General features: G+C 72.6%; 20 protein-coding genes. 11 read left to right on the top strand and 9 right to left on the bottom strand.

Annotated features, from left to right (window positions below):
* Nucleotides 1-6: 6 nt before the first annotated feature.
* On the bottom strand, nt 7-711 hold the full coding sequence (locus tag ABEA87_RS40730) for a response regulator transcription factor (RefSeq protein WP_345639114.1): 705 nt from the start codon (nt 709-711) through the stop codon (nt 7-9).
* A gap of 330 nt (nt 712-1,041) precedes the next feature.
* Here ABEA87_RS40730 and ABEA87_RS40725 point away from each other — a divergent pair, with 330 nt between their 5' ends.
* Together ABEA87_RS40725 and ABEA87_RS40720 are read left to right on the top strand one after the other, a co-directional pair.
* Nucleotides 1,042-3,621 carry a M14 family metallopeptidase gene (locus ABEA87_RS40725; RefSeq protein WP_345639112.1) on the top strand — a complete coding sequence of 860 codons (2,580 nt, stop codon included), beginning with the start codon at nt 1,042-1,044 and terminating at the stop codon, nt 3,619-3,621.
* A 283-nt stretch (nt 3,622-3,904) separates the two neighbouring features.
* On the top strand, nt 3,905-4,765 hold the full coding sequence (locus ABEA87_RS40720; protein WP_345639136.1) for an alpha/beta fold hydrolase: 861 nt from the start codon (nt 3,905-3,907) through the stop codon (nt 4,763-4,765).
* A gap of 45 nt (nt 4,766-4,810) precedes the next feature.
* Here the strand turns inward: ABEA87_RS40720 and ABEA87_RS40715 are convergent, their stop codons facing one another.
* Complete coding sequence (locus ABEA87_RS40715; protein WP_345639111.1) at nt 4,811-6,781, bottom strand: helix-turn-helix domain-containing protein; 1,971 nt, start codon at nt 6,779-6,781, stop codon at nt 4,811-4,813.
* A 2-nt stretch (nt 6,782-6,783) separates the two neighbouring features.
* The gene (locus tag ABEA87_RS40710; RefSeq protein ID WP_425571042.1) at nt 6,784-7,563 is read right to left on the bottom strand and encodes a 3-hydroxybutyrate dehydrogenase; all 780 of its coding nucleotides are present in this window, start codon (nt 7,561-7,563) and stop codon (nt 6,784-6,786) included.
* Nucleotides 7,564-7,780: 217 nt separating this feature from the next.
* Here ABEA87_RS40710 and ABEA87_RS40705 point away from each other — a divergent pair, with 217 nt between their 5' ends.
* The 4 genes from ABEA87_RS40705 (at nt 7,781) to ABEA87_RS40690 (ending at nt 12,954) form a co-directional block, all read left to right on the top strand.
* Nucleotides 7,781-9,439 carry an NAD(P)/FAD-dependent oxidoreductase gene (locus ABEA87_RS40705; protein ID WP_345639107.1) on the top strand — a complete coding sequence of 553 codons (1,659 nt, stop codon included), beginning with the start codon at nt 7,781-7,783 and terminating at the stop codon, nt 9,437-9,439.
* Nucleotides 9,440-9,453: 14 nt separating this feature from the next.
* Entirely contained in the window at nt 9,454-10,896 is a 1,443-nt protein-coding gene (locus ABEA87_RS40700; protein ID WP_345639105.1) for an ATP-binding protein, read from the top strand.
* 223 nt (nt 10,897-11,119) lie between these two features.
* Nucleotides 11,120-12,700 (top strand): Na+/H+ antiporter, encoded by a 1,581-nt coding sequence (locus ABEA87_RS40695; protein ID WP_345639134.1) that lies wholly within the window; start codon nt 11,120-11,122, stop codon nt 12,698-12,700.
* Entirely contained in the window at nt 12,697-12,954 is a 258-nt protein-coding gene (locus ABEA87_RS40690) for a UBP-type zinc finger domain-containing protein (protein ID WP_345639103.1), read from the top strand. Before ABEA87_RS40695 ends, ABEA87_RS40690 begins: the two co-directional genes overlap by 4 nt.
* A 7-nt stretch (nt 12,955-12,961) precedes the next feature.
* On the opposite strand, the gene ABEA87_RS40685 is transcribed toward ABEA87_RS40690, so the two are convergent.
* From ABEA87_RS40685 to ABEA87_RS40670, 4 genes are all read right to left on the bottom strand, one after another.
* Nucleotides 12,962-14,566 carry a flavin monoamine oxidase family protein gene (locus tag ABEA87_RS40685; RefSeq protein WP_345639102.1) on the bottom strand — a complete coding sequence of 535 codons (1,605 nt, stop codon included), beginning with the start codon at nt 14,564-14,566 and terminating at the stop codon, nt 12,962-12,964.
* Nucleotides 14,567-14,845: 279 nt separating this feature from the next.
* On the bottom strand, nt 14,846-14,995 hold the full coding sequence (locus ABEA87_RS40680) for a hypothetical protein (RefSeq protein WP_345639101.1): 150 nt from the start codon (nt 14,993-14,995) through the stop codon (nt 14,846-14,848).
* A gap of 60 nt (nt 14,996-15,055) precedes the next feature.
* On the bottom strand, nt 15,056-15,949 hold the full coding sequence (locus ABEA87_RS40675; protein WP_345639099.1) for an LLM class flavin-dependent oxidoreductase: 894 nt from the start codon (nt 15,947-15,949) through the stop codon (nt 15,056-15,058).
* Nucleotides 15,950-16,058: 109 nt separating this feature from the next.
* The gene (locus ABEA87_RS40670) at nt 16,059-17,111 is read right to left on the bottom strand and encodes an arabinan endo-1,5-alpha-L-arabinosidase (protein WP_345639097.1); all 1,053 of its coding nucleotides are present in this window, start codon (nt 17,109-17,111) and stop codon (nt 16,059-16,061) included.
* Nucleotides 17,112-17,279: 168 nt separating this feature from the next.
* Between ABEA87_RS40670 and ABEA87_RS40665 the strand changes: the two genes are divergently transcribed.
* Entirely contained in the window at nt 17,280-18,020 is a 741-nt protein-coding gene (locus tag ABEA87_RS40665) for an SDR family NAD(P)-dependent oxidoreductase (RefSeq protein ID WP_345639095.1), read from the top strand.
* A 48-nt stretch (nt 18,021-18,068) separates the two neighbouring features.
* Here the strand turns inward: ABEA87_RS40665 and ABEA87_RS40660 are convergent, their stop codons facing one another.
* Nucleotides 18,069-18,779, bottom strand: a complete 711-nt coding sequence (locus tag ABEA87_RS40660; RefSeq protein ID WP_345639093.1) for a carbohydrate-binding protein — start codon at nt 18,777-18,779, stop codon at nt 18,069-18,071.
* 131 nt (nt 18,780-18,910) lie between these two features.
* Here ABEA87_RS40660 and ABEA87_RS40655 point away from each other — a divergent pair, with 131 nt between their 5' ends.
* Nucleotides 18,911-19,705, top strand: a complete 795-nt coding sequence (locus ABEA87_RS40655; RefSeq protein ID WP_345639091.1) for an AAC(3) family N-acetyltransferase — start codon at nt 18,911-18,913, stop codon at nt 19,703-19,705.
* Nucleotides 19,675-19,806, top strand: coding sequence for a hypothetical protein (locus tag ABEA87_RS40650; protein WP_345639089.1), 132 nt, complete (start codon nt 19,675-19,677; stop codon nt 19,804-19,806). Before ABEA87_RS40655 ends, ABEA87_RS40650 begins: the two co-directional genes overlap by 31 nt.
* A 56-nt stretch (nt 19,807-19,862) precedes the next feature.
* Here ABEA87_RS40650 and ABEA87_RS40645 read toward each other — a convergent pair whose 3' ends face one another.
* Entirely contained in the window at nt 19,863-20,297 is a 435-nt protein-coding gene (locus ABEA87_RS40645; protein WP_345639087.1) for a DNA-binding protein, read from the bottom strand.
* A gap of 184 nt (nt 20,298-20,481) precedes the next feature.
* Between ABEA87_RS40645 and ABEA87_RS40640 the strand changes: the two genes are divergently transcribed.
* Together ABEA87_RS40640 and hrpB are read left to right on the top strand one after the other, a co-directional pair.
* Complete coding sequence (locus ABEA87_RS40640) at nt 20,482-21,534, top strand: alpha/beta fold hydrolase (RefSeq protein WP_345639086.1); 1,053 nt, start codon at nt 20,482-20,484, stop codon at nt 21,532-21,534.
* 38 nt (nt 21,535-21,572) lie between these two features.
* Nucleotides 21,573-24,266 carry an ATP-dependent helicase HrpB gene (gene hrpB / locus ABEA87_RS40635; protein ID WP_345639084.1) on the top strand — a complete coding sequence of 898 codons (2,694 nt, stop codon included), beginning with the start codon at nt 21,573-21,575 and terminating at the stop codon, nt 24,264-24,266.
* Nucleotides 24,267-24,352: the final 86 nt, after the last annotated feature.

Below are 24,352 nucleotides of genomic sequence, written 5' to 3'. Positions count from 1 at the left end.
CCGCCCTCACTCGGCGACGAGCGCTGCCGGCTCTCGGTCGGCCGGGGTCAGCCGGTAGCCGATGCCGCGTACGGTCTCGATCATCCCGGGCTCGCGCAGCTTGCCGCGCAGCGAGGCCATGTGAACCTCGAGGGTGCGTCCGTTGCCCTGCCAGTTGGTGTTCCAGACCTGGCTGAGGATCCGTTCACGCCGGACCACCACGCCGGGGCTGCGCATGAGCAGGAGCAGCAGGTCGAATTCCTTGCGGGTGAGGTTGACCGGGTGGCCGGCGCTCTCGACCCGTCGGGTGTGCGGTTCGACGCGCAGCTGCCCGTAGACGTAGGAATCCGTGACCGTCTCGGCCGGCGGCTGGGGGCGGGCCGCCCGGCGGGTGATCGCGTGGATGCGGGCGATGAGTTCGGCGAGGCTGTAGGGCTTGACCAGGTAATCGTCGGCGCCGATGTTCAGCCCGTGCAGCCGGGACGCCAGGTCGCCGCGGGCGGTGGCGATGATGATGGGCACGTCGCTGCGCCGGCGGATCTCCGTGCAGAGCTTGAATCCGTCGCGGTCGGGCAGGCCCAGGTCGAGCAGGACCACGTCCGGTGCGGTGTCGAGCAGGTCGAGCCCCTCCGCGGCGCAGCGGGCGCAGGCAAGCTCGAAGCCGTGCTTGGCGAGGACGGTACGCAGTGCGGCCATCACGTGGTTGTCGTCTTCGACGACGAGCACTCTCATCACGCACCTCGCGAGTCAATGGCGGCTTCCAGATTGGCCGATCCTGCCTGGGGAGGCAAGACCCGGGTACGGCGGGCGCCGTGAACTGGGCTCCGCCACAGGTAGCGGGCCAGCTCCGTGAGGTTGGAGTTGTGTGGAGGTCGATGGAGCCTATCGCGGTCGATGAGATTTCAAATACAAATATAGATGACGCCGACCGAAACTCAAATGATCGTCAAGTGCCTGCATTGGCAAGCTGGTCGATGCTTACGATCGCGGCGCGCTGCCGTCCGCCGAAACTGGCGGCGCGGCGTCCCCCATTCGTTCCCCCCTTCACCCCGGAGGTCGCCGATGATCCAGAGGCACAGGGCGGCATTCGCCGTCCCGGCCATCATCGGGCTGGCGATCCTATCGTCGCTCACCGGCTCGCTGGGTAAACCCCAGTCGGTGCCGAAGCCCGCGTCCTTGCTCGGATGGCAGCCGTGCGCAGACTACAAGCTATCGACCTACGAGCAGATCACCAGCTATCTGCGTGCCGTTGACAAGGTCAGCGACCGCATGAAGATCGTCAGCCTCGGCAAGACCTCCGAGGGTCGCGACCAGATCATGGCGATCGTCTCCTCGCCGGAGAACCTCAAGTCGGACAACCTGGAGAAGTACGCGGAGATCTCCCGCGACCTGTCCCAGGGCACCGTGAGCGAGAGCAAGGCCCAGCAGCTGGCCAAGACCGGCAAGACCGTCGCCTGGGTCGACTTCGGCATCCACGCCACCGAGGTGGCGCCGCCGCAGACCGCGCCGCAGTTCGCCTACGACCTGGTGACCAGCGAGACGCCCGAGGCGAAGTCGATCCGCGACAACGTCATCACCCTGTTCGTGCCCAACGTCGACCCGGACGGCGGCACGGAGGTCTCCGACTGGTACATGGACCACGTCGGCGGCCCCTACCAGGACTCCACCTACCCGGAGCTGTACCAGAAGTACGCCGGGCACGACGACAACCGTGACTGGTTCATGTTCAACCTGCCCGAGACGCGCAACCTCGGCCAGGTGCTGTTCCACGACTGGCTGCCCCAGCTGGTCTACAACACCCACCAGACGGCGGCCTATCCGGCCCGGATCTTCGTCCCGCCATTCAAGGACCCGGCGAACCCGAACATCCCGCCGGAGATCATTCGGGACATCAACACGGTGGGCGACGACATGACCCAGCGGCTGGACCGCGAGGGCAAGGTCGGCGCTGTCTCGCGCCAGCAGTACGACCAGTGGTGGAACGGTGGCCTGCGTTCGGCCCCGGCCTTCCACAACCAGGTCGGCATCCTGACCGAGACCGCGCACGCGTCGGCCACGCCCAGCTTCGACGACCCGGCGAAGTTCCCGGCGACGTTCCCCTACCAGAGCGTCTCCACCAAGGACCCGTCGGCGTTCTACCCGAGCCCGTACCAGGGCGGCGAGTGGCACCTGTCGCAGAGCTGCGCCTACATCGAGACCACCGAGTGGGCCTTCCTGCACGCGGCCGACGTCGACCGTGAGCAGTGGCTGTTGGGCTCGTACCGGATGGGCCAGCAGGGGATCGCCGCGGGCGGCGACACCTCGTACGTCATCCCGGCCGACCAGGCGGACCTCCCGACCGCCGTCAAGATGGTCAACGTTCTGCGGGAGAACAACCTGCGGGTGGAGGTCGCCAAGTCGGCGTTCACCGTGGGCGACCGGACCTACCCGGCCGGCAGCTTCATCGTCCGCGAGGCGCAGCCCTACCGCGCCGACGTCGTGGACCTGCTCAACCCGCAGGTCTACCCCGACCGGCGCAACCCGGACGGATCGCCCGAGGCGCCGTACGACATGGCCGGCTGGACGCTGCAGTACCAGATGGGCGTGACGGTCGACAAGGTGACCACCCCGCTGAACGTCAAGACCGCTTCGGTGAACACCGCCGCCGTACCGCAGACCACGGTGCCGAACAAGCCGGGCTACGCGTACGCCCTCGACTCCCGGCAGAACGACTCGTTCACCGCGGTGAACAACCTGCTGCAGGCGGGCCAGACGATCACCCGCACCACGCAGGCGGTGCAGACCAGCCAGGGCCAGTGGCCGGCCGGCACCTTCCTGGTCCAGGCCCGTCCCGGCACGGACACGAAGGTCAAGCAGCAGGCCCGCACCCTCGGCATCACCGTTGCCGGGGTGAACACCGCACCCGCCTCGACGATGGCGGTGTCGCTGCCACGGATCGGCCTCTACCACGGCTACCCGGGCAACAGCGACGAGGGCTGGACCCGGTACGTGTTCGAGGGCTTCAAGTTCCCGTACCAGTCGGTGCATGACACGGACGTGCGGGCGGGCAACCTGCGCGACAAGTACGACGTGATCGTGCTGCCGGACGCCAGCTACAACAGCATGCTCAACGGCGCGCGCGCCGGTTCGCTGCCGCCGGAGTACACCGGCGGGATGACCCAGGCCGGCGTGGACAACCTGGTCAAGTTCGTGCAGGCCGGTGGCAAGCTGGTGACCGTCAACGGCGCCACCCAGTTGGGTATCCGCGCCTTCGGGCTGCCGGTCACCGACGTGACCAGCGGCGTGTCGTCCAGCAACTACTACTCGCCCGGCTCGATCGTGGCCAACACCGTGCAGGCGGACACTCCGCTGACCTACGGGTTGCCGACGAACCTGGACGCGTACTCCGACGGAAGCCCGGCGTTCGCCGTGCAGCCGGGGGCGCCTAACATCACGACCCCGGTGAACTACCCGGCCAGCAACCTGCTGCTCAGCGGCTGGCTGCTGGGTGAGAACCTGATCGCCAACCACAGCACGGTGGTCGACGCGAAGGTCGGATCCGGGGACGTCGTCCTGCTCGGGATGAGCGTGCAGCACCGGGCCGAGTCGCACGGCACGTACAAGCTGCTGTTCAACTCGCTGTACCTGGGCGGCGAAAAGTAGCCGTACGACGCACTGAATTCGGGGCCGGAGCGGGTGACCGCTCCGGCCCCGAACTCGTTGTCGGCGGCCCCGGGTGGGGCAATGTAGTCCGGAGCCATATCCGGCCGCCCGCATGTGGCCGTGGCCCCGGTGGCGCGGCCATCGGCGCCGGCATAACCTCGCCCGGTTGGCTACCAACCGGCGCCGTGGCCGGCGGCCGGAGCCGCTGCCCGGGCGGGCGCGCTCCGGACCCACGCCCGTCCCGGTCTCGTCGGGCGTGTGGGGAGCGGGGAGGGCGGGCGTGATGGACGTCGAGCAGCTTGCGGTACCGGTGTCCGGCGGTCGGCTCGCGGCCCTGCGTTGGCCGGGCGACGGCCCCACCGTGCTGGCCGTGCACGGCATCACCGCCAACGCGCTGGCCTGGACCCCGGTGGCCCAGGAGTTGGCCGGCCGGGCCCGGCTCGTCGCCCCGGACCTGCGTGGCCGGGCCGCTAGCGGGGACCTGCCCGGCCCGTACGGGCTGGCCGCGCACGCCGACGACCTCGTCGCGACGCTCGACTTCCTCGGCGTCGAACGGGCCGCGCTGGTCGGCCACTCGATGGGCGGGTTCGTGGCCGCGTTGACCGCCGCGCGCCACCCCGAGAGGGTCTCCTCGGTGCTGCTGGTCGACGGCGGGGTGGCGCTGCGGGTACCGGAGGGCGGCGACATCGACGCCGTTCTCGATGCGGTCATCGGCCCGGCCATGCGGCGGCTGAGCATGGAGTTCGCCAGCGCGGCGGCGTACCTGGACTTCTGGCGGCAGCACCCGGCGATCGGGCCGTGGTGGCGCCCGGAACTCGAGCCCTACCTGCTGCGCGACCTGGTCGGCCAGCCGCCGGCGCTGCGCTCCTCGTGCGTGCTGGACGCGATCCGGGCGGACGGCCGGGACACGCTGCGGGACCCGGACACCGTGTCGGCGGTACACAAGATCTCCTGCCCGGTGACGCTGCTGCACGCGGCGCGCGGAATGCTCAACGAGGAGCAGGGCCTGTACGACGAGCGGCGGCTGGACGAGGCGGGAGTGGACCGCGGCCGGGTCGACGTGCGGCCGGTGGCCGACGTCAACCACTACACGATCCTGCTCGCCCCGCACGGCGCGCGGGCCGTCGCCGAGCGGATCGCCTGACGCGACGCGCCTCGGCCGACCCGCGCGGCGGATCGCGGCGACGGGTCAGGGCTCGGAGCGGTCGGCGTCCTCCCGGGTGCGCAGCCGGTGCAGCCGTAGGGCGAGCTGTACCTCCAGCGCCCGCTCCGGCCGCTGCCAGTCCGCGCCCAGCAGCGCGCCGACCCGGTCCAGCCGCTGGGTCACCGTGTTGACGTGGACGTGCAGCAGTTCGGCGGCCCGGGCCGAGCTGCACCCCGTGCCGAAGTACGCCTCCAGCGTCTTGACCAGCCCGGTACCGCGCCGGGCGTCGTAGTCCACCACGGCGCCGACGGTGGCGGCGACGAAGCCCGAAACGTCCCGGTCCTGACCGAGCAGCAGCCCGACGAAGCCCAGCTCGGCCGTGCTCGCCCCGTCGCCCGCGCGGCCCAGCGCGACCAGCGCGGTCGCCGCCCGGTCCGCGTCCCGGAACGCGCCGGCCACCCCGGCCGGCCCGGACGCCGGGCCCGCGCCACCGGCGGTGATCGGGGTGCCGAGAATCCGGCCGAGGTCGCGGGCCACCTCCCGGGCCAGCGGACCGGCGTGCGGCGCCGGCACCATGAGCACCACTCGGCCACGCTGCATCGCGGCCAGGCCGCCCCGGGCCGCGGCGAAGCTGACGGCCCAGGAGAAGGAGCGCTGGCGGTGGGCCGCGAGGCCCTGCTCGCCGACGGCGACGACCACGTGCGGCGCGTCCAGGTCGACGCCGAGCAGGCGGGCCCGGGTACGCAGCGCGTCGGGGTCGCCGATCGGCCGGCTGATCAGGTCGTCGAGCAGCTCGCCGCGCACCCGGCCCTCGGCCTCCGCGACCGTCCGGCGGAACAACAGCAGCAGCGCGGTCACCTGGGCGGCCCGCTCCAGGATCTGCTGGTCCGCGTCGACCAGCGGGCGTCGCGGGCGCAGGATCAGCGCACCCAGGTTCTCCGCGCCGGCCACCACGGCGGCGACCCAGACGCCACCGCGCCGGACGCTGCGTCCCTCGCCCCGCGAGGCGGCCACCGCCTCGGCGACGTCGTCGAGCCCCGGCCCGTCCGCGTCGAGGTGACCGTCGGGATCCTGGTGGCGGCCGTTGTCGAGGTGGCGGCCGTTGTCGAGGTGGCCGGCCGTGGCCAGGCGCCGGCCGGCCGCGTCGAGCGCCACCAGGGTGCCGTCCAGCACGTCGGTGACCGCGGTGGCGACGTCCTCCACACCGCCGCCGCGCAGCACCACGCTGGTCATCCGGTCGTGTGCGGCGGCCGCCCGCTCCACCGAGGCGCTGTGCGCCTGGATCACCGCGTTGGCCGCGGACAGCTCGTCCAGCGCGATCTGGGTCTCGCTCAACAGCCGGGCGGTGTCGATGGCGACCGCCGCGTGCGCGGCCAGCGAGATCATCAGCGAGACCTCCTCGCGCGCGAACGGCCGCTCGGCGCGGTTCGCGGCGAACAGCACGCCGATCACGGTGGAGCCCAGCCGTAGCGGTACCCCGAGGATGGCGACCAGCCCCTCCTCGCGCACGCCGGTGTCGATGTCGTTGGTGTGCCGGAACCGCCCGTCCTCCTTGTAGTTGGCGGTCACATACGGCGTGGCGGTCTGCGTGACCAGGCCGCCCAGCCCCTCACCCAGGCCCAGCCGCAGCTGCTGGAACCGGGCGGAGATCGACCCGTCGGTGACCCGCATGTACGTGTCGCCCCGGTCGCGGTCGGTCAGGGTCAGGTAGGCCACGTCGGCGCCGAGCAGGGTACGGGCCCGGTGCACGATCGCGTCGAGCACCGCGTCCAGGTCGCGCAGCCCGGCCAGGTCGCTCGCGGTGTCGTAGAGGCCGGACAGCTCCTCCTCGCGGCGGCGCCGCCGCTCCAGCAGCGCCCGTACCCGCAGGGCGAGCACCTTGACGTGCTCCAGTTCGGCCAGGTTGCCGGCCGGGATGCCGGCGGCCCGGGCCGCCACCAGCGGGCCCTCGAACTCCACCGCGGCCGCCTCGCGGGCGAGAAGCTCCAGGAACACGCTGGTCGACATGCGGGCCATTGTCAGCTCGCGGTCCAGCCGCCGTCCAGCGTGAGTGAGGTACCGGTGATGAACCCGGCAACGGGGGAGCAGAGGTACGCGACCAGCTCCGCCACCTCGGCCGGCTCGATGAGCCGCTTCATCGCCGAGCGGGTCAGCAGGATCTGCTCGATCACCTCGGACTCGGCGATGCCGTGCGCGGCGGCCTGGTCGGCGATCTGTCCCTCCACCAGCGGGGTGCGTACGTAGCCCGGGTTGACGCAGTTGGAGGTCACCCCGTGTGGCGCGGCCTCCAGCGCGACCGTCTTGGACAGGCCCTCGAGCCCGTGCTTGGCCGCGACGTACGCGGCCTTGAAGGGTGAGGCGCGCAGCCCGTGTACCGAAGAGATGTTCACGATCCGGCCCCAGCCCCCGGCGTACATGTCCGGCAGGGCTCGGCGGATCAGCCGGAACGGCGCCTCGACCATGACCCGTTGGATGTGGGCGAAACGGTCGGGCGGGAAGTCGGGCAGCGAGGCCACGTGCTGCAGTCCGGCGTTGTTGACCAGGACGTCGCACCCACCGTCGAGCGAGTCGATCGCGTCCGGGTCGGACAGGTCGGCCACTACCGCGGTGGCGCCCAGGTCGCCGGCGAGGTCCCGGACCGCCGCGTCGCGATCCACCAGCACCAGCCGGGCTCCGGCGTGGGCCAGGCGCACGGCGCAGGCGCGGCCGATGCCACTGCCGGCGCCGGTGACCAGCGCGGTCCGGCCGGTCAGGTCGAGCCGGACCACCTCGGTACCGGTCTCGTCGGCGCCGGGGATGGCCGGGTCGGACCCGGCCGGTGGTGGCGTGATCGTCATGCCGTGACGTTACGGGGCATTCCGCCGGCCGGGACATGGTGAGTGACCACATAGTCTCATCTGGGACCATGTGTTTCGGGCCAGACCGAACTCGGACTGGCCAATTTCATGATCAACATGGAATGTTGATGTGACCCGCCGAACTATCACTGCCACCGAAGGTGCTCTGATCCGACAAATGACGAACCCGGCGATCCTGACCGTCGACGACGACCCCGCCGTCTCCCGGGCGGTCGCCCGCGACGTGCGGCGCCGCTACGGTGACCGCTATCGCGTCGTGCGTGCCGCCTCGGGACCGGACGCGCTGGAGGCGCTGCGCGAGATCAAGCTGCGCGGCGAGCAGGTGGCCGTGATGCTCGCGGACTACCGGATGCCCGAAATGAACGGTATCCAGTTCCTCGAAGAGGCGATGGACCTGTTCCCGCGCGCCCGGCGGGTGCTGCTGACGGCGTACGCGGACACCGACGCCGCGATCGACGCGATCAACCTGGTCGACCTCGACCACTACCTGCTCAAGCCGTGGAACCCGCCGGAGGAGAAGCTCTACCCGGTGGTGGACACGCTGCTGGAGGCGTGGCTGTCCACGCCCGACCCGACCGTCACCGAGACCCGCGTGGTCGGCCACCGCTGGTCGGCCCCGTCGTTCGCGGTACGGGACTTCCTGGCGCGCAACCTCGTGCCGTACCGGTGGATCCTCGCCGACGACCCGGAGGGCGGGCGGCTACTCAAGGCGGCCGGCCTCACCCCGGCCGACGTGCCGGTCGTCGTCCTGCCCGACGGCAAGCCGCTGGTCGCGCCCACCGAGTCGGAGCTCGCCGCGCACGTCGGCCTGACCACCACCCCGGCCTCGGACTTCTACGACCTCGTGGTGGTCGGCGCCGGTCCGGCCGGCCTCGGCGCGTCGGTGTACGGCGCCTCGGAGGGACTGCGCACGGTACTGGTCGAGCAGCGGGCCACCGGCGGCCAGGCCGGGCAGAGCAGCCGGATCGAGAACTATCTCGGCTTTCCGGACGGGGTGTCGGGGGCGCAGCTGACCGAGCGGGCCCGCCGGCAGGCGTTGAAGTTCGGTGCGGAACTGCTCTCGGCCCGGGAGGTGGTGGGCCTGGAGGCGGCCGGTGCCGCCCGGCTGCTGCGGTTCAGCGACGGCACCTCGATCGCCACCCACACCGTGGTGCTCGCCACCGGGGTGTCCTACCGGATGCTCGACGCGCCAGGCCTGTCCGAGTTCACCGGTCTGGGGGTCTTCTACGGCGCGGCGTCGACCGAGGCGCCCAGCTGCGCGGGCGAGGAGGTCTACATCGTGGGCGGCGCGAACTCGGCCGGCCAGGCCGCCGTCCACTTCTCCCGGTATGCCCGGCAGGTGCACATGCTGATCCGCTCGGGTGATCTGACCCGTTCGATGTCGCAGTACCTGATCGACCAGATCGAGACCATCGGCAACATCGAGGTGCACCCCTACACGACCGTGGTCGGCGCCGCGGGAGACGGGCACCTGGAGAGCCTGACCCTGTGTGACGCCCGCTCGGGCGAGACGCGCACCGTGGCCACCCCGTGGCTGTTCGTGTTCATCGGCGCCTCCCCGCGTACCGACTGGCTCGGCGACGCGGTCGTGCGCGACCCGCACGGTTTCGTGCTGACAGGGGCCGACCTGGTCCGGGACGGGCAGCGACCGCCCGGCTGGGGCCTGCCCCGCGACCCGTACCACCTGGAGTCCAGCCTGCCCGGCGTGTTCGCGGCCGGCGACGTACGCGCGGAGTCGCTCAAGCGGGTCGCCTCCGCGGTGGGCGAGGGCGCCACGGCGGTGGCCCTGGTGCACCGCTACCTGGCCGGAGCGTGAGGGGAGTGGGCGAGATGCCGCAGGATGGCGACCGGCTGACCCCGGACGAGTTGCGCACCCTGTTCCTGTTCGAGCGGCTGGACGCCGAACAGCTCGACGTGCTGGCCGGCAAGGGGCGGGTGGTGCACCGGGCGGCCGGCGCACCGGTCTACACCGAGGGCGACCCCGCGACGTGCTTCTTCGTGCTGCTCAGCGGCACCATCTCGCTGAGCCGGCGGGTCCACGGCGACGACCTCGAGGTCAACCGCACCGAGCAGCGCGGCGTGTACGGCGGCGCCACCCAGGCGTTCATGACCAGCGTCAAGCAGCTGTACCTGAACAGCATGCACGCGGTCACCGACGTCAAGGTGTACGAGCTGCCGGCCGAGACGCTCGCCTACGCGGTGCGCGAGTGGTTCCCGATGGCCATGCACCTGCTGGAGGGGCTGTTCTTCGGCCTGCGCAACCAGCAGACCGTGGTGGGGGAGCGGGAGCGCCTGCTGGCCCTCGGCTCACTGTCGGCCGGGCTCACCCACGAGCTGAACAACCCCGCCGCGGCGGCGGTGCGGGCCACCTCGTCGCTGCGCGACCGGGTGGCCGGGATGCGGCACAAGCTCGCGATGATCGCCGACGGGCGGTTGGACGGCAGCCGGCTGCACGACCTCGTCGAGTTCCAGGACGCGGCGGTGAAGCGGGCCGCCGCGGTCGGCCCGGCGACCCGGTCGGCGCTGGCGACCGCCGACGCCGAGGACGCGCTGGGCGACTGGCTCGACGAGCACGGGGTAGCGGGCGGCTGGGACCTCGCCCCGACGCTGCTGGCGGGCGACATCGACGTCGACTGGCTGGAGCGGGTGGCGATGGCGGTCGGCGACGACAACCTCGACCCGGCGGTGCGGTGGCTGACGTACACGATCGACACCGAGTTGCTGATGGGCGAGATCGACGACGCGGTCACCCGGATCTCCGGGCTGGTGGCGGCGGCCAAGCAGTACTCCCAACTGGACCGGGCGCCGTACCAGACGGTTGACGTGCATGACCTGCTCGACGCCACGCTGACCATGCTGGCCGGGAAGATCCGGGCCGGGGTGCGGCTGGTCAAGGAGTACGACCACGACCTGCCACAGATCCCGGCCTACGCGGCCGAGCTCAACCAGGTCTGGACCAACCTGCTCGACAACGCGCTGGCCGCCATGGGCGCCGAGGGGACGCTGACGGTGCGTACCGAGCGCGACGGCGACCGGCTCGTCGTCGAGATCGGCGACACCGGCTCCGGCATCCCGCCCGAGGTGCGGCCCCGCATCTTCGAGCCGTTCTACACCACCAAGCCGGTGGGCGAGGGCACCGGGCTGGGGCTGGACATCTCGTATCGCATCGTGGTCAACCGGCACCACGGCGACATCCGCGTCGAGTCGCGCCCCGGCGACACCCGGTTCCGGGTGGTCCTGCCTATCGCGCCCGACGCGCCCGTGGCGTCGTGAACCGGCCCGAGCCGGTCGCCCGCTCGTCGGTCGCCGGCTCGTCGGTCGCCAGTTCGCCAGTTGCCGGCTCGTCGGTCGCGGGTCTGCTGATGGTTCGGTCGGCCGGGGTTCGCCCGTCGGCCGTCCTCGGCCGCGGGCCGACCAGCCCACCCGGGCGGATCGTCGCCGGGCAGCGGGGGGCACGCGTGCGCCGTTGCCCGTGGGCAGTCGTGAGCGGGCCGACGTGACCGCCCTGCTGACCGTCGTCGCGCTGGTCACCGTCGTGGTGGCGGTCTCCGCCCTGGCCCGCCGCTTCGGCGTGCTCGCGCCGATCCTGCTGCTGGTCGCCGGCATCGTGCTGTCGCTCATCCCCGGGGTGCCGCACATCGATCTCGACCCGGAGATCGTGCTCACCTGGATCCTTCCGCCGCTGCTGTACGTCGCCGCGGTCAACACGTCGGTGCAGGCGTTCCGGGTCAACCTGCGGCCGATCCTGCTGCTGGCCGTCGGCCTGGTCGTGTTCACCGCGCTGAGCGTCGGGTACGCGCTGCACCTGGTCCTGCCGGCCGTGCCGCTGGCGGCCGCGGTGGCGCTGGGAGCGGTGGTCGCCCCGCCGGACGCGGTCTCGGCCAGCGCCATCGCCCGACGGGTCGGCCTGCCCCGGCGCCAGGTGGCGATCCTGGAGGGGGAGAGCCTGATCAATGACGCGACCGCGCTGGTCATCTTCGGGGTGGCGGTGTCCGCCGCTACCGGGCGCGCGGTCAGCGCCGGCGACATCGGACTCAACGCCGCCCTCGCCACCGTCGGCGGGGTGGCGGTCGGGGCCGTCGGCGCCGTGGTGTTCGGCGCGCTGCACCGGCGCATCACGCAGCCGTTGCTGGACAACGCGGTCTCTCTGATCGTGCCGTTCGTGGTGTACGCCGCCGGGGTGTCGATCCACGCCTCGGGTGTCGTGGCGGTCGTCATCACCGGCCTGTCGCTCGGGCACCGGTACCCGATCCTGATGTCCGCCGCCTCCCGGTTGCAGATGGAGGCGTTCTGGCGGATGGTCAGCTTCCTGCTGGAGGGCGTGGTGTTCGTGCTGGTCGGGCTGCAGATGCGGCAGACCCTCGACCAGTTGCGTACGCCGGTGGGTACCGTCGCGCTGGCCACCGTGGTCGTGCTGGTCACGCTGATCCTGGCCCGCTTCGTGTGGATGTATCCGGCGACGTACCTGACCCAACTGTTGCCGCGGGTACGGGCCCGGGACGCGGCGCCGCATCCGCGGGTACCGACCCTGCTGGCCTGGGCCGGCATGCGCGGCGTGGTCACCCTGGCCACCGCCCTCGCGCTGCCGGCGACGCTGGCGCACGGCGCCCGGTACCCGCGGGACCTGTTCGTGTTCCTGGCCTTCGCCACGATCGTGGTCACCCTGTTGATGCAGGGCATGACGCTGCCCGCCGTGGCCCGGTGGCTGAGGATCGAGCCCGACGATCCCAAGGACGACCTGCTGGCCGAGGCGGCCGTGCAGCAGGCCGCCAGCCGGGCCGCCCGCGAGCGGCTGGAGAAGGAGATCGTCGGGCAGGAGGACGAGTTGCCGGCCGACGTCGTCGAACGGCTACGCGGCAAGATCGACCTGAGGGCGAACATCGCGTGGGAGCGGCTGGGCGGGCGGCGGCGGGAGACCCCGACCGAGGCGTACAGCCGGCTGCGCGCGGCCATGCTCGAGGCGGAACGGGACGTCTTCCGGCTCGCCCGCGATGAGGGCAGGATTCCCGAGGAGGTGCTGCGTGACGTGCAGCGCGACCTGGACCTGGAGGAGTCGTTGATGAGGGGCAGGAAGTGAGCTGCGAACACCTGAGCGTGGCGGCGGAGCCGGAGACGTCCCCGGGCGAGGAGTGCATGGGCTGCCGCGAGGAGGGACGCACCGACTGGGTACACCTGCGGCTCTGCCTGAGCTGCGGGTACGTGGGCTGCTGCGACTCGTCGCCGAGGCGCCACGCGACGGCGCACTACACCGCCACGACCCACCCGGTGATGCGCTCCTTCGAGCGGGGCGAGTCGTGGCGGTGGTGCTTCGTCGACGAGGCGCTCGGCTGAACCCCGCCTACCCGGCCATCACCCGCTGGTGCAGGGCGGTGACCGTGGCCCGGGCCGACACGAAGGCGCCGTGTTGCCAGGCCACCGCGTGGGACAGCCAGTCACCGGCGAAGTAGACCCGGCCGGACGGCCGGAGCAGCAGTTGGTACCCCGGGCTGGTATACGGCGGCGAGGTCCAGCCGCCCTCCAGGTACGGAGTGCGGTGCCAGGCGATCGAGAAGGAGGTGGCGAGCTCCGTCCGGTACTTGTCGCCATGGATCTTCACGCCCTGGGCGACCGCGCGCGCCTCGCGATCGGCCGGCGACAGTGCACTGTAGACATTGGCCGCGCTGCCCGTGTTGTAGTACCCGACGATGAGCCCGCGCTCGCCGAGGTGGCCGTAGGACGGGTACCAGATGTGCTGCAGGTCCATGTCGGTCTCGGTGATCCCGCCGAAGATCTTGTAGTCCGTCTCCCACCAGCGGCTGCGGTACTCCAGGCCGATCTTCCCTACCGGGGTGACGGGGAAGCTGCCCAGCGCCGCGGTCACGTCCGCACCCAGGTTGTGCGGGACGCGGGCCATCAGGTGCGGCGGCATGGCCGCCACGCAGTAGTCCGCGCTGATCCTGCGAACCTTGCCCCGCTGGGTGTAGGTGACCTGGACACCGTTCGGGCCATCGGTCACCCCGGTGACCGCCGCGCCCAGTTCGATCCGGTGCGCCCCGATCGCCCTGGTCAGCGCCTGCGGGATCTGGTCCATCCCGCCGACCGGCTGGAACATCAGCATGGCCTGGTCGTAGCCGAACTCGAAGGAGAAGTACTTACCGACGTTGCTGGAGAACACGTCGGACAGGGACGGGACGGAGCCGAGGATGGTGCCGGCGTCGTTGCCCGCTCCCGGATCCGAGGTGAAACCGCGGTGCTCGGTGCCGGTGTACGCGTAGCCCGAGGCCTTGTTGCCGATGGCGCCGAAGCTGGCCAGGAACGACAGCAGGCGGCTCTTGTCGTCCGCGCTCAACGCGGTGTCCAGGGCGCCCTGGTCGGTGGCCTTGGCCAAAAGCTCCGAGACGTACCCGTAGACGTCCGCCTTGGCGGTGCGGTACCGCACGGCGTTGCCGGGCGTCATGCCGGACTGTTCGTTGTAGATGAACGCGCTGGCATTCTGGTTGGTGAACACCTCGACCGGCACGCCCAGTTCGCGGCAGTAGTCGAGGGTCACCATCCACTGCGCGATGCGGGCCGGCCCGGCGTTGAGGTAGGTGCCGTTGGAGAACCTGGCTCGCTGGGTGTTGCCGTCCAGATCGGTCTGCTCGGTGCCGCCCCGCACGGTGAAGTTGCGTCCGCCGGTGCGGTCGCGCGCCTCCAGGATCGTGCAGTCGTAACCGGCCTTGCCCAGCTCGTACGCGGTGGTCAGGCCCGCGATTCCACCGCCGAGGATGACCACCTTGCGAGCCGAGCGGCCGGTCAGCGTGAAGTCCGACGGGCGGGGAGCCCGGTACGCGGGTGTCGCCTGGGCGGCGGTCGGCGCGAGGCCGAGCGCCCCCATGGTGGCGAACAGCGCACCGGCTCCGCCGGAGACTCCCACGGAGCGCAGGAAACTGCGCCGGCTGACCTGCGTCGGTACGGGATTCATCGACCCTCCTGATCGGCGACGGACGGGGATCGTCGCGCCATTGATCATGAGAGGATCGCGTTTCCATCGATGGCAGTCGCCGTTTCGATCGCGTTGCCAAGTCCGCACGGCCGCCGTCGCCGTTTATCCGGCCGCCGTTTCGTCCGAGTCGCTGGTCGTCCGGGTCGCTGTTTCGTCCTGGGCGTTCCGTTCCGTCTTCGATGACCGGTCTCGGGCCCCCTGGTGCGATTCTGGCCGGCGCGGTCGCGGTCCCTTACCGCGCCGGCTCGGCGGCCCGGGTCACAGCCGGCGTCGCAGCCAGCTGACGACACCGGTGACGAGGAACAGGATGACCCCGACGACGAACAGCCAGAACAGGCCCTTGATGGCCAGGCCCAGCACGGCGATGCCCACGAAGAGCACCGCCAGCAGGATGAGACAGCCAAGCATGCCCCGGCTGTACCCGGCGCCGCCCTCCGTAACCGGCCGCCCCCGGGTAACCGGCCGCCGTCAGGCCCGCTGAAGGCCGGGCAGCACCTCGGTGGCCACCGTGTCCAGGACCGACTCCTCGCCGGCGTACCAGCCCTCCGGCCGTGGCCAGTGCGTGATCACGTCGGTGAAGCCCAACTCGGCCGCCCGGCCCACCGCCTCGGTGAAGAACTCCACGCTGGACAGCGAGAACACCGGTGCGGAGTCCAGCGACAGGTAGCGGTCCACCGAGGCCGGATCCCCGCCGGCGGCCGTCATCGTGTCCTCGAACCGCCGCGCCCGCTCGCCGACCCCGCGCCACCAGTCCTCGAGCTGCCCGCCCGCGGTCGGGGAGCCGCCGCCCGTGGTCACCCAGCCCGCCCCGTAGCGGGCGGCCAGGCGCATGGACCGGGGCCCGTCCGCGGCCATGATGAACGGCACTCGCGGAGACTGGACGCAGCCCGGCGTGCTGCGCGCGTCGACCGCCGCGTAGTAATCGCCGCGCCAGGTCACCCGGTCGCCGGTCAGCAGCAGGTCGAGCAGTTCGACGAATTCCGTGAACCGGTCGACCCTGGCCCGGGGTGTCATCGGCGCCGCGCCCAGCACGGCCTCGTCGAAGCCGGCGCCGCCCGCGCCCATGCCGAGGACGAGCCGACCCTGGCTGATGTCGTCCAGCGAGGTCACCTCGCGGGCGAAGTGCACCGGGTGGCGGAAGTTGGCCGAGGCGACCAGCGTGCCCAGCCGGATCCGGGAGGTCACCATCGCGGCGGCGGTCAGCGTCGGTACGGCGTCGAACCACGGCCCGTCAACGAGGTTGCGCCAGCCGAGATGGTCGTAGGTCCAGGCGTGGTCGAAGCCGTACTCCTCGGCGGCGCGCCACCGGCGTGCCGACTGCGACCACCTCTGATCGGCCAAGATCACGATACCGACGCGCATGGCAGTGACGCTATCAAGCGGGGTTGCCGGCGGACCGCGGCACCCGGTCCCCGTGATCCTTACCGGTCATCCCGGGCCGGCAACCCGCGCGCCGGCCCGTCCGGATCTCTCAGATGCGCAGCTCGACGATGGTCGGCCAACCGTCGCGATAGTCCAGCCGCGCCAGCCCGAGGTGGAAGTCGCCCTGACGGGCGGCGTCGTAGTAGTGAAAGGCGAGGACGTCGCCGCTTACCGACGCGCCGCCCGGGCCGCGCATGCCACCCTCGCCGTCGAGCAGCGCGCTGCCGCCACCGGCGAGCATCGAGACCCCGGCGCGGTCCAGGTACGGGCCGCCGACGGTGCGCGACCTGCCCATCACCTCGCGGTACGTGCTGTTGGCCCCCTGGCAGCAGGAGTCGAACGAGACGAGCAGGTAGTACCAGCCGCCGTGCTCCACCAGGTACGGCGCCTCGACCGCGTTGGGCCCGAAGTGCCGGTCCACCAGCGAGACGCGCGGCGGCTGCGCGGTGGCCGGCTTGCCGGACGGCAGCTCGACCGGGATGAGCTTGACTCCGCTCCAGTACGAGCCGAGCGTCAGCCAGGCCGCGCCGGTGTGGTCGACGAAGAGGCTGGGGTCGATCGCGTTGTAGTCGTCGGTGACGTTCGACTCCGTCACCAGTCCCTGGTCGACCCAGCCGTATCGCGGGTCGCGCGGGTCGAGGGTCGGGTTGGTGAACAGGCCGATGACCGAGCGGTTGGAGCCGAATGTCGACGCGGCATAGTAGAGATACCACTGGCCGTCGTGGTACGAGACGTCCGGCGCCCAGAGGTTGCTCACCCCGGGGACGGCCTGGCCGACCCAGGAGGGGATGGCGGTGCCCACCGTGCCGGCGGACGACCAGGTGCGACCGTCTCGCGAGTACCGGATCTGGATGGCGCCCCCGGCGACCTGCGGGTCACCGGTGGAGAAGACGTACCAGCCGGTCCGGGTGCGGGCCAGGCTCGGGTCGTGGGTGTGCGCGTCGCCGAGGATGCCGTGCGGCGGCGTCGCCTGGCTGGCGGCCGGCGCTCCGCCGTGCGCGACGCGCCCGCCGCCCGGCAAGATCATGCCGAGCCCCACCAGGGCGGCCGCGACCGGCACCGCGATCAGGCAACGGACGAAACTACTCGTGGCAAACCGCATGTCTCCCCCTCGTGACCGGCTCCTCGTCGGGCCTCGCGTCGCAGCATAGACACAGAGATTGATCGATAGCGATGGGATCGTAGGCGGGAGGGCGCTCGGTGGGGGAGGGGCGGCGGGGAGGGCGCCGCTCGTGGGTGCCGCGCCGGGGCCGCGGGCATACTGGGCGGCGTGCGAATCTTGATAACCGGCGGTACCAGCGGTCTCGGGCTGGCCATGGCAGGGGCGTTGGCCGAGGACGACCACCAGATAGTGATCACGGGCCGGTCGGACGAGCGGGCGGGCGAGGTCGCGGCGACGCTGCCCGACCCGGTTCGTGGCATCGGGATGGATGTGCGCGATCCGGACTCCGTTCGGGCCGGGCGGGACCGGGCAGTAGCCGAGCTGGGCGGGATCGACGTGCTGATCAACAACGCCGGGCTCGGGATGCGGACGGTGAACCCGCGCTTCTTCGCCGAGCCGCAGCCGTTCTGGCAGGTGCCCGTCGCAGGCTTTCGCGACGTCATCGAGACCAACCTGACCGGGTACTTCCTGGTCGCGTCGGAGATCGTGCCGCACCTGCTGGCCGCCGGACGCGGGCGCATCATCAACGTGACGATGAACCACTCGACCATGCGCCGGCAGGGGTTCGTGCCCTACGGCCCGTCCCGGGCCGGCGCCGAGGCGCTGTCCAGGATCATGGCCGCCGATCTGGCGGATACCGGGGTGCGGGTCAACCTGCTGCTGCCGGGCGGGGCCACGCTGACCGGGATGATCCCGCGGGAGGCGGCGGACAGGCCGGGCCTGTTGCCGCCGGAAATCATGGCCGCGCCGGTGCGCTGGTTGTGTTCGGCCGAGGCCGAGGGCGTGCATGACGAGCGGATCGTCGCGACGGAATTCGACGAGTGGCTGGCCCGGCGGTCCGCCGGGTGAGGCGGGCGGGAACGTGCCACGGGCACGTCCCCGCGACCGCGCGTCGGATCAGCTGACGAGTTGCCAGAGGGCGGGCACGTTCGGCGGTTCCCAACCCACCAGCGAGGTGTGACTCTGCAGGCACCGGTAGGTGTGGCCGCCGTAGGTGACGGTCTGCCCGCTGGAGTACGCCGTGTTGGGCTGCCAGGTGCCGCCGCCGGAGCCACCGCCACCCGACCCGCCGCCACCCGACCCGCCGCCGCCCGACCCGCCTCCGGAGCCGCCGCTGACCTGGTTCACCGCCGCCTGAGCCTCGGCCATGTGGGCCTGGTACGCGCCGTTGGTGTACGTCGTCCACTGGGTCCAGCCGCCGTTGGCCCAGATGGTGTGCGTCGCCTGCCCGGCACAGGTCGGGCTGAAGGCGCAGGAGTCCGAGACCTCGGAGTGCCAGTACGAGTTGATCTGCCACAGGCCACGGTCCACGCTGCAGTCGGTGTCGATGAGCCGGGCGTGGCTCCAGCCGGCGCTCTCGGCCTCGGCGACGGCCACCGAGATGACCCAGTTGCTACCGGTGAAGCCACCTTGCTGCGCGAACTGGGCGACCTGGACCGTGCTGTAGTGGGTGCCCTCGAGGAAGCTCTGCTGGGTACAGGTGGCCTGCGGCGCGGCGGCGACGGCGGACGCTCCGACGCCCGCGTACGCCGGCGTGCTGAGTAGCGCGGCCACCGCCGCGGCGAGCATCATGGCGGCGCCGGCGATAGCCCGGCGGGTGAGGAACATGGCGAACCTCCCTCAATTAGTAAAGTTTATTAAGAATCGACGTTAGGTGAGAGATTTAAATCAGTCAATACCTGACGGCCCGTGGGGCGCGCGGGTACCCGCGGCGCCGCCCCGGTCGGTATCGTCGCCGGATGGATCAGGCGATGCCGCACACCGTCCGGTCGCTGAGCGCGCAGCTACGTGGCCTCGGTGTCGTGCCGGGCGACGTCGTGCTGATGCACTCGTCGCTGCGCAGCCTGGGGTTTGTGGCCGGCGGCCCGCACGCGGTCGCGCAGGCGCTGCTGGACGCCGTCGGGCCCGAGGGCACCCTGGTGGTGCCGACCCATACACCCGAGAACTGCGATCCGGCCGGGTGGCGCAACCCGCCGGTGCCCGAGGCGTGGTGGCCGGTGATCCGGGAGCAGGCGCCCGGCTTCGATCCCGCCCGCACCCCGAGCCGCTGGATGGGCGTTCTCGCCGAGACGATCCGTACCTGGCCCGGCGCTCTGCGCAGCGATCACCCGTGGCTGTCTTTTGCCGCGCTGGGCTCGCAGGCCCCCACCATCACCGGCGCCCACGCGCTCGACGACGCGCTGGGTGAACGCTCGCCGCTGGGCGCGGTCTACCGGCTCGACGGGAAGGTGCTGCTGCTGGGCTGCGGCCACGACTCGAACACGTCGCTGCATCTGGCCGAGTGGCGGCAGGAGTCACCGCCGCGCGGGCCGCGCGGCGCCTCGATGCGGCAGCCCGATGGGTCAAGCCGGTGGACCACCTGGATCGACGTGCTGGAGCGGGGGGGCGATTTCGAGCTGCTGGGCGCCGACTTCGAGGCCGCCGTCGGGCTCTCGGTCGGTCCGGTCGGCAGCGCGACCGCTCGGCTGATGTCGCAGCGGGCCCTGGTCGACTTCGCCACGGATTGGCTGGCCACCCACCGTTCCACGGGCTGAGTCCCCAGCCCGCGGCGCACGGCTCCGAGGCGCAGCACGCCGCGCTGGACGCCACGCTCGCCGCGCTGGACGCCACGCTCGCCGCGTACGGCGTGGCGTGAGCGTCGAGGTGGGGCAGGCGCGGGGGCGGGCCCGAACGGATCAGGGCTCGGGCGGATCAGGGCTCGGGCGGGAGCCGGTCGGACAGCCGCTCGAGGCGTTGCCGGGCGGCCTGCGCGGAGCCCAGGCCGAGGCCGAAGGCGATCGCCTGCCAGGTCAGGCCGCGATCACGGGCCTGCCGGAGCAGGCCGGCCTCCAGCGCGTCGAGGTCGGCGCGCACGTGCGGAACGAGGGTGAGGGCGGCGGTGAGGTCGGCCTCGTCGATGGCCGGCTCTCCCGGCCGGACGGTGACGGAGCCACCGGCCAGTGCCATCACGAGCCGGACGGCCTCGTGTGGTTCCAGGGCGGTCGGATGCGCCTGGCGCTGCCGAGCGCCCGCCGCGTTGGCGTGCCGCGTGGCGATGCGCGTCAACGCGGAGAACTCCCGTTCGGCCCGGGCGCGGCCGGCGTCCGGCGGGGTGAAGAGGTCCTCGGCTGGGTTCTTCTCGGTCATGACACCAGCGTGGCGCCGGATTCCCTCGTTGTCAACAGAACGTTGTGAACAAAATGTTCAACTCCCGCCCGCCGGGGCGACCGGCCGCTCGACTACGCCTGACTAACCGTGCGCCGCCGGGGTATCGGGTGGCTGCGCCGGTGAGCGGGCGAGGGCGCCGAGTGGTGGTTGAGGGGAGTCGGCCGTGGGCAGCAGGGCCGTGGGCAGGGCATCCGTCGGCAGGGCAGCCATGGGCAACGCGCCCTCGGGCGGCGACGCCATGGGCAGCGGGACCGCACCCGGCGAGGCCGGGGGCGGTGGCACCGGAGGCGGTGGCACCGGAGCTGGAGGCGGCGAATTCCGGCTGATCGAGGAGATCGTGTCGCCGGTAGCCGAGCGTCGCCCTCCGGATGGGTTCAGCGAGCTGGCGACCAGCGTCGACGGCGTGATGATCAATTACGTGCGCGGCGGCGACGGGCCGACGCTGGTGCTGCTGCACGGGTACCCACAGACGTGGTACATGTGGCGCAAGGTGATGCCCGAATTCGGCCAGCACTACACCGTCGTGGCGCCCGACCTGCGCGGCGCCGGGGACAGCGCGGCACCGGCCGGCGGGTACGACAAGAAGACCCTCGCCGGCGACGTCCACGGCCTGCTCGCCCAGCTCGGCCTCGACGAGTCCGTGCGGATCATCGGGCACGACATCGGCATGATGGTGGCGTACTCCTATGCCGCCCAGCACCCGGACAGCGTCCAGCGCCTGGTGCTGTGCGAGTCGCTGATTCCCGACGAAAGCGTCTACCACCTTCCGGCGCTGACCCAGCACGGGCCCGGCATCTGGAACTTCGGTCTGTTCAATGTGGACAGTGGCTTCCCGGAGAGGCTGGTGGCGGGCCGGGAGCTGGCGTGGGTACGCGGGTTCATGGGCGCGCAGGCCGTGCACCCCGAGGGCATCGACGACCAGAGCCTGCGGGAGTACGCCCGCTGCCTGCTGGACGAGGAGCACCTCAGCGCGAGCTTCGCCTACTTCCGCACGCTCGATCAGGACGTCGCGGACAACGCCGAGTACGCGCAGAGCCCGTTGCCGATGCCGGTACTGGCAATCGGTGCCGCCGGCAGCCTCGGCGACTCGGTCAGCGCGCAGGTCGCCCGGTACGCCCAGGATGTGAGCAGCGGCGTGGTCGACGGGTCGGGGCACTGGTTGTTCGAGGAGCAACCGGACAAGCTGTCCCAGCAGCTGCTCGGCTTCCTGGAGTAGCGGACCGGCGCGGCGACGGGCTGCGGCACACTTGTCCGGTGCTGCCCGACCTCGCCACCGCGCCCGACACCGACCTGCCGGTGCGGGCCGTGCTGCCCGACGTGCTGGCCGCGCTGTCCACGCAGGGCGCGGCGCTGCTGGTGGCGCCGCCGGGCTCGGGCAAGACCACGCTGGTACCGCTGGCGATCGCCGACCGGTTTCCGGGACGCGTGGTGGTGGCGCAGCCCCGGCGGATCGCGGCGCGGGCCGCCGCCCGGCGGATGGCGGCCCTGTCCGGTGGGCCGGTCGGCGGTCCGGTGGGCTACGCCGTACGGGGCGAGCGGCGGGTCGGCCCCGACACCCGGGTGGAGGTGGTCACCACCGGGGTCCTGCTGCGGCGGCTGCAGCGCGACCCGGAGCTGTCCGGCACCTCGGCGGTGATGCTGGACGAGTGCCACGAGCGGCACCTGGACACCGACCTGGCGCTGGCCTTCCTGGTGGAGGCGCGCGCCGCACTGCGCCCCGACCTGGCGTTGCTGGCCGCCTCCGCGACGGTGGACGCGGAGCGGATCGCGGCGCGCCTGGGCGGTGGCGTACCCGTGCCGATCCTGGACGCGCCGCCCTCGGCGTACCCGGTCGAGGTGCTGTGGTGCCCGCCGCCGGGACCGGCCGGCCCGGTGACTGTCACGGCCGGCCCTGCCGGGGGACCGGTGGCCGCCGCGCGGGTCGATCCGCGGCTGCTGGACCACGTGGCGGCGACGGTGCGCAGGGCGCTGGCCGAGGCACCCGGCGACGTGCTGGTGTTCCTGCCCGGCGCCGGCGAGATCGCCGCCGTCGCGGGCCGGCTGCGGAGCCTGCCCGACGACGGCGTCGACGTGCTGACCCTGCACGGTCGCCAGCCCGCCCGGGTCCAGGACGCGGCGCTGTCGGCCGGTACCCGCCGCCGGGTGGTGCTCGCCACGGCCGTCGCGGAGAGCAGCCTGACCGTGCCCGGGGTGCGCGTCGTGGTGGACGCCGGGCTGGCTCGGGAGCCGCGTACCGACCTGGCTCGCGGGCTGGGCAGCCTGGTCACGGTGCGGGTGTCCCGGGCCGGGGCGGAGCAGCGTGCCGGCCGCGCCGGGCGGCAGGGCCCGGGCCGGGCGTACCGGTGCTGGTCCGCCGCGCAGCACGAGCGCCTCGCCGAGCACGCCCAGCCGGAGGTCGCGGTGGCCGACCTGACCGGGTTCGCCCTGGAGCTGGCCTGCTGGGGGCACCCCGGCGGGCAGGGTCTGCAACTGCCCGACCCGCCCCCGGCCGCCGCGATGGCGGTGGCCGGCTCGACCCTGCGTTCGCTGGGGGCGGTGGACGCGCAGGGCCGGGTCACCCCGCGCGGCCGGGCCATCGCGGACGCCGGTACGCATCCACGGCTGGCCCGCGCTCTGCTCGACGGGGCGGCACTGGTCGGTCGGGACCGGGCGGCGCAGGTGGTCGCGGTACTCACCGACGACACGCTGGCCGGCGGCCGGGACGATCTGGTGGCCGCGTGGCGGCGGCTGCGCGACGGCGACGACCGGGCGGCCAGCGCCCGCTGGCGGGACGAGTCCCGCCGTCTCGCCTCGGCCGTGCCGCCCGCCGGGGCCGGAACCGCCCCAGCCCCGGCCGGCGGGCCCGAACAATCCGCCGGCCCGGCCGGAGACCCGCCCGTGAGCCGGTCCGGGAGACGCGCAGAAAGCATGCCCGACGACCTCGCCGCCGGGCTCCTGGTGGGTCTGGCGTTTCCGGAGCGGCTGGCCCGCGCCCGGGTGCCGGCCGCCGCCACCCTCGCCGCGCCGAGCGCCGGCAGCCCGGCGGCCGCCGGTCCCGCGGCGGCCGGCACCTTCGTGATGGCCGGCGGCACCGCGGGCACCCTCGCCCCCGGGTCGCCGCTCGCCGGCTCCCGGTGGCTGGCGGTCGCCGTGGCCGATCGGGTACCGGGCAGCGCCGCGGCCAACATCCGGCTGGCCGCCGCCCTCGACGAGGCGACCGCCCGCCAGGCCGGCGCGGCCCTGCTCGCCGACGCCGAGGAGGTCGGCTGGGTCGACGGCGACGTGCGGGCCCGCCGGGTGTCGCGGCTCGGCGCGATAGTGCTGTCGGAGCGGCAACTGAGCCGGCCCGACCCCGAACTGCTCACCGAGGCACTGCTCGACGGGCTGCGCCAGGAGGGCATCGGCCTGCTGCGCTGGGATCGGGAGGCCCGGGCGCTGCGCGAGCGGCTCGCCTTCTGCCACCGCACGTTCGGCCCGCCCTGGCCCCCGGTCGACGACGAGGCGCTGCTCGATCAGGCCCGGTACTGGCTGGGCCCGGGGCTGGGCCGAGCCCGGCGCCGTGCCGACCTGGAGCGGATCGACGCCGGGGAGGCGCTGCGCCGCCTGCTGCCCTGGCCGCAGGCCGGCCGCCTGGACGAGCTGGCCCCGGAGCGGCTGACCGTACCGAGCGGGTCACGGCTGCGCGTCGACTACGAGGACCCGGCGGCACCGGTACTCGCGGTGCGGGTGCAGGAGGCGTTCGGCTGGCAGCGGGCGCCGGTCATCGCCGACGGCCGGGTCACCGTCGTGCTGCACCTGCTCTCGCCGGCGGGCCGGCCGGTCGCGGTCACCAGCGACCTGCCGTCCTTCTGGCGCAACGGGTACCCGCGGGTGCGGGCGGATCTGCGCGGCCGGTACCCGCGCCACGCCTGGCCCGAGGACCCCAGCACGACTCCGCCGGCCTGCGGCACCGGCCGCCCGCGCCGGTAGGCGTGCCGGGCCCGAAGCGCCCCGCCCGCCGGTCCACTCGGGCCGCCCCGCCCCGCCCCGCCCCGCCCCGCCGGTCCGCTCGCCCC

The organism is Rugosimonospora acidiphila (assembly GCF_039543385.1).
GTDB lineage: Bacteria > Actinomycetota > Actinomycetes > Mycobacteriales > Micromonosporaceae > Rugosimonospora > Rugosimonospora acidiphila.
This window is presented reverse-complemented; position numbering and strand designations above follow the sequence as displayed.